The sequence below is a fragment of the Parasphingorhabdus sp. genome (assembly GCF_041748495.1).
Classification (GTDB): domain Bacteria; phylum Pseudomonadota; class Alphaproteobacteria; order Sphingomonadales; family Sphingomonadaceae; genus Parasphingorhabdus.
The window spans coordinates 1-5,191 of record NZ_JBGTDD010000132.1; the positions used below are offsets into that span (position 1 = coordinate 1).

The 5,191-nt window shown below is 59.7% G+C and carries 5 protein-coding genes; 3 read left to right on the top strand and 2 right to left on the bottom strand.

The annotated features are described in order from the left end of the window. Window positions 1-188 precede the first annotated feature (188 nt). On the bottom strand, window positions 189-950 hold the full coding sequence (locus ACEW8J_RS11545) for an A24 family peptidase (protein ID WP_373491792.1): 762 nt from the start codon (window positions 948-950) through the stop codon (window positions 189-191). 149 nt (window positions 951-1,099) lie between these two features. Here ACEW8J_RS11545 and ACEW8J_RS11550 point away from each other — a divergent pair, with 149 nt between their 5' ends. Then, on the top strand, window positions 1,100-2,290 hold the full coding sequence (locus tag ACEW8J_RS11550; RefSeq protein WP_373491793.1) for an acetyl-CoA C-acyltransferase: 1,191 nt from the start codon (window positions 1,100-1,102) through the stop codon (window positions 2,288-2,290). A 1-nt stretch (window position 2,291) separates the two neighbouring features. Here ACEW8J_RS11550 and ACEW8J_RS11555 read toward each other — a convergent pair whose 3' ends face one another. Continuing rightward, complete coding sequence (locus ACEW8J_RS11555; RefSeq protein ID WP_373491794.1) at window positions 2,292-2,768, bottom strand: SH3 domain-containing protein; 477 nt, start codon at window positions 2,766-2,768, stop codon at window positions 2,292-2,294. A 110-nt stretch (window positions 2,769-2,878) separates the two neighbouring features. On the opposite strand from ACEW8J_RS11555, the gene ACEW8J_RS11560 reads away from it, so the two are divergent. Together ACEW8J_RS11560 and ACEW8J_RS11565 are read left to right on the top strand one after the other, a co-directional pair. After that, window positions 2,879-3,877, top strand: coding sequence for a 2-hydroxyacid dehydrogenase (locus ACEW8J_RS11560; protein WP_373491795.1), 999 nt, complete (start codon window positions 2,879-2,881; stop codon window positions 3,875-3,877). A 100-nt stretch (window positions 3,878-3,977) separates the two neighbouring features. Then, on the top strand, window positions 3,978-5,191 hold a 1,214-nt coding region (locus ACEW8J_RS11565; protein ID WP_373491796.1), incomplete at its 3' end, for an ammonium transporter.

Below are 5,191 nucleotides of genomic sequence, written 5' to 3' on the forward strand. Positions count from 1 at the left end.
TTGGTATTAAAGGGTTTTTGGCTAATATTTTAAGGTAGAACTCAATTTTGAGTCGAGCGCGTCTACCAATTCCACCACAGGGGCTGTCTGGCTGTGTCAAACGACGATCAGCGAAATCGAGGCTCTGTTAGCGAACAGCCCTTCCGCTGGCAACGGCTTTTTCAGTGAGATCAGCCTACGCGCGCAGTTCAATATGGCAAGCCGTTGCCCGCGGTCTGATAAAGCCACAGCGGAAAGGCGGCCAAGGCCATCAAGCTCCCGAGCGGCAGCATAGTGTCAGCCGCGACCGGCTTGCCTCGCAACTGCCAGCTTATTGCAACCAGCAGTCCGGCGACACTGGCACCCAATATGACGAGCGGCAGCGCTTGCCAGCCCAGCCAGCAACCAATGCCTGCCAATATTTTGGGGTCACCCCCGCCAAGCCCTTCACGGCCTCGCCACGCTTTATAGCCCGCCGCTATGATGGCTAGTGATGCAAAGCCCGCCAACCCACCAAACAGTCGATCAACCAGGCTGGGAGATGCCGATAGCAGGCCCGACAACAAACCAGACAGAGCCAGAATAGCCGTCAACCGGTCGGGCAGCCAGTGATGTTTGACATCAAGCGCAGCGAGCGTCAGCAGCAGCCAGCCAAATATCGCTCCCGCAAATCCTTCCACCCCTGGCGCAGCCAGTAACGCCAAACCGCCGATGAGTGCCGCCGCGAGTTCGACCGCCAGATGATCCGCTGCGATACTGGTTCGGCATTGGCGGCATTTCCCGCTCTGGAGGATGAAGCTTGCCACCGGGATCAATTCCCATGCCCGCAATTGATGGCCACAAGCATCGCAGGACGAGCGCCCGGCGATCACCGAACGGTCCTCGGGCCAACGGAGTATCAGTGTCGCCAGAAAGCTCCCGATAATCAGCCCCAGCACGATACCGGCGATTGGCAAGAGAAAAGCTGGCAACGGAAGCTCCACGGAATATTCTCCCATCGCTTGGCACGGCCGGTCTTGCCGTTCAATGCCGCAATTGAAAAAGCAAAGGCCCGCGCCTATGTCGGTTGCAAGATTCGCGCTGTCCACGGGCGGCGCAGCAAACCCAGAAAGGCCTACATATGTCCAGTTCCGATCCGATCGTCATCCTCTCTTATGCCCGCACACCGATGGGCGGCATGCAAGGCGCACTGGGCGAAGTCAGTGCTGCCCATCTGGGAGCCGTGGCGGTCAAGGCCGCGGTCGAGCGCGCCGGCGTTGCAGGGGCCGATGTCGAACGCATCTATATGGGCAATGTCCTGTCCGCTGGTCAGGGTCAGGCCCCTGCCCGTCAGGCGGCCATATATGCCGGCCTGCCGGAATCGGTGGAAGCGACCACGGTCAACAAAATGTGCGGCTCCGGCATGCAGGCCGCGATCATGGGCGCAGAGGCACTGGCATCGGGTTCGATCGACATGATTGTCGCCGGCGGTATGGAGAGCATGACCAACGCGCCTTATTTGCTCCCCAAGATGCGCAGCGGTGCGCGTCTGGGACATGCTGAAGCCAAGGATCACATGTTTCTCGATGGGCTTGAAGATGCCTATGAACCAGGCCGGGCGATGGGCAGCTTTGCCGAAGAAACCGTGGGTGAATATCAGTTGACCCGCGAAGCCCAGGACGAATATTCCATCGAGTCTCTCTCCCGTGCGAAAGCCGCTGTCGAAGGCGACGCCTTTGACGATGAAGTCGTTGCGGTCGAAGTGAAATCGCGCAAGGGCGATGTCACGGTTGACAAGGATGAGCAGCCGCTGAAGGGCAATCCGGACAAGATTCCTCAGCTTCGCCCTGCTTTCGCCAAGGACGGAACGATCACCGCCGCCAATGCATCCTCTATTTCGGATGGTGCCGCCGCCATGGTGCTGACCCGGGCAAGCGTCGCCGAAGCCAAGGGCCTGGCACCCGTCGCCCGGATTGTCGGCCATGCCGCCCATGCTCATGCCCCGTCGAAATTTACCACCGCGCCGGTCCAGGCGATCCAAAAGGTTCTCGACAAGGCCGGATGGTCGGTTGCCGATGTTGATCTGTGGGAAGTAAACGAGGCCTTTGCCTGCGTCGCGATGTTCGCCATGCAGGATATCGGCATCAGCCGGGACAAGCTCAACGTAAACGGCGGCGCCACCGCACTCGGCCATCCGATTGGTGCCAGCGGCGCGCGGATAATGGTGACGTTGATCGCGGCATTGAAAAAGCGCGGCTTGAAAAAAGGTGTCGCGGCCCTGTGCATCGGCGGCGGCGAGGCGACGGCGGTCGCTCTTGAATTGATCGACTGATCTATTTGAGCGGCTCTTCGCCCCAGACGTCCGCAAAACTGATATAGCCACGCCGACCAGTCACATCGAACAGGCACCAGCCATTTTCGCATTGGGTCAGGCTGCCGACCACGCCGGGTTCCGCCAGCCAGATGACCTTGGCATTGGCATCCGGCAACGCGCGCATAGCTGCCGGCTTTCCATTGGTCGCCAGCACCAGACCCGTGCGCGATGCGCTCAGCAGGCGGGCGTGCATCCATCCCTGGGTGCCTTCGTGATCCTCTACCTTGCGCCATGACTTGTAACGCGCCAGAATTCTGACCGGCAGTTTCTCGCGCCGGTATATCCACATCGTCGGATATTCGGTGCTGGGGCCGGTGCGCATCCGCGCCTCCGGTTCGTCGATCGATGCCCAATAAGGCGGCTCCTGCTGCGCCGAAGCAGGCGATGACAGGCCGATGGCCGAACTCGCGATAAGCATGAATGCCAGAATACGCATGGTGATTGGTTACTCATTCCCCGATTGCTCTTAGCATAGCCCGAAACGCAGGGCGGCTTCAAGCGCCGCCTGCTTGACCTGTAACAGAATTCAGGCATAGCGATGGAACTATGCCAGACTCATCACCTCCCTCGAATCCGCGTGTCATCATCACCCGTGAACTGTCGGACTCCAATCAGGACCGCATGTGCGAATTGTTCGACGCGGTACCCAATTATCACGACAAGCCATTTTCCCGCGACGACCTGATCGCAGCGATGGCGGACTGCGACGTTCTCGTTCCGACCGTGACCGATCATATCGATGCGGAAATGATCGCCAATGCCCCGGACCGGCTTCGGCTGATTGCCAGCTTTGGTGCCGGGGTCGATCATATCGATCTGGCCGCCGCACGGGCGAAAAAAATCCTTGTCACCAACACACCAGGGGTTTTCACTGAAGATACAGCCGACATGACCATGGCGTTGATCCTGTCCGCGCCGCGCCGCCTGTCCGAGGGCGAAAAGCTGATGCGCTCCGGGCAATGGGAGGGCTGGAAGCCCTCTGGCATGCTGGGCCATTGTATTGGCGGGAAAAAGCTTGGCATCATCGGAATGGGCCGTATCGGTCAGGCGGTTGCCCGCCGTGCTTCCGGTTTTGGCTTGTCGATTGTCTATCACAACCGCCGCCAATTACCGCCGGCTGTCGAAGAAACGCTGCGGGCAAATTACATGGCCGATCTCGACCAGTTGATCCGCGAGTGCGACATCATCTCGCTCCATTGTCCGCATACCGCAGAAACCCATGAAATGATCAATGCCGAGAGGATCGGCAAGATGAAATCCTCCTCTTATCTGATCAACACCGCGCGCGGCGATCTGATCAATGAGGATGCGTTGATCAAGGCATTGGAAAATCAGGAAATCGGCGGCGCCGCTCTGGATGTTTACCAGAATGAGCCCGATATCGATCCGCGCTTTCTCGCACTCAGAAACACCGTGTTGCTGCCGCACATGGGCAGCGCGACTTTCGAAGGCCGCGAGGCTTCCGGCGAGCGGGTAATCACCAATATCCGGGTCTGGGCAGATGGCCATCGCCCGCCCGATCAGGTGCTCGACGGTTGGGTTTGAGCTTTGCGTTGAGTCCGCTCCCGGTCTCGACTAGAAATTCGCCGCAATATGATTCGCATTCGTGAACAGAAAATATAAAATTTCAAAAGCGGGGACCATCATGAAATTTCCAGTCCGATCCTTGGGATTGCTGCTATTGACCGGCCTCACCGCTTCCCCGCTCCACGCGCAGCAAGGCTTCGATCCATCGATTACCGATGTCGCCAATAGCGGAGATACCGCCTGGATATTGACCGCCAGCGCTCTGGTATTGATGATGACCTTGCCCGGACTGGCACTTTTTTACGGTGGTCTGGTGCGCTCGAAGAACTTCCTGTCGGTGCTGATCCAGTGCATGGCGGTCGCCGGACTATGTTCGGTTCTCTGGGTGGTCGTTGGCTATACGCTGGCCTTTGGCGGTGTCTCCCACGGCTTTTTGGGCAGCGGCCTCAACTGGATGATGGCCAATCTGGGCAATGTGCGTGAGGGAACGTCCATCCCGGAATCGACCTTCGCCATGTTCCAGTTGACCTTCGCCGTCATCACACCGGCGCTGATGATCGGGGCATGGGTCGAACGGGCCCGCTTCGGCTGGGTCATGGCGTTTTCCGCGCTCTGGCTGCTGGTGGTCTATGCACCGGTCGTTCACTGGGTCTGGGGTGGCGGCTGGCTCAGCAGCCTCGGTGTCATCGATTTTGCCGGCGGGATCGTGGTTCACACCACTGCGGGTGTCTCGGCGCTGGTGGTCGCGATCATGATGGGCAAGCGGATGGGCTGGCCGAAAACGATGATGTTGCCGCACAGCCCTGCCCTGACCCTCGCCGGCGCCGGACTGCTCTGGGTCGGCTGGTTCGGTTTTAACGGTGGCTCGGCGCTGACTGCCACCGACGACGCGTCAGCCGCGATCATCAACACCCATGTCGCCGCATCCATGGCGGCTCTCGTCTGGATTTTGATCGAGAAATTCAAGGTCGGCAAATCCACCGCCGTTGGCGTCGCCACGGGAGCCATTGCCGGCCTGGCGACGATCACGCCAGCCGCGGGTTTTGTCGGCCCCGGCGCCTCGATGATCATTGGCGCAGCGGCGGGACTCGTGTGTTTCTTCGCCGTTGGTCTGGTCAAAAACGGCTTCAAGATCGACGACAGCCTCGATGTGTTCGCGGTCCATGGTGTCGGCGGCATGCTGGGTAGTTTGCTGCTGGCACTGTTCATCGGTACCGGCTTTGGCGGCATCGGCTATCCCGAAGGCATGGATTTTGGCAGCCAGTTCGTCGCCCAGCTGATCGGGATCGGCGCCGTCGCCATCTGGTCGGCAGTCGCCACCGCGATCCTCGG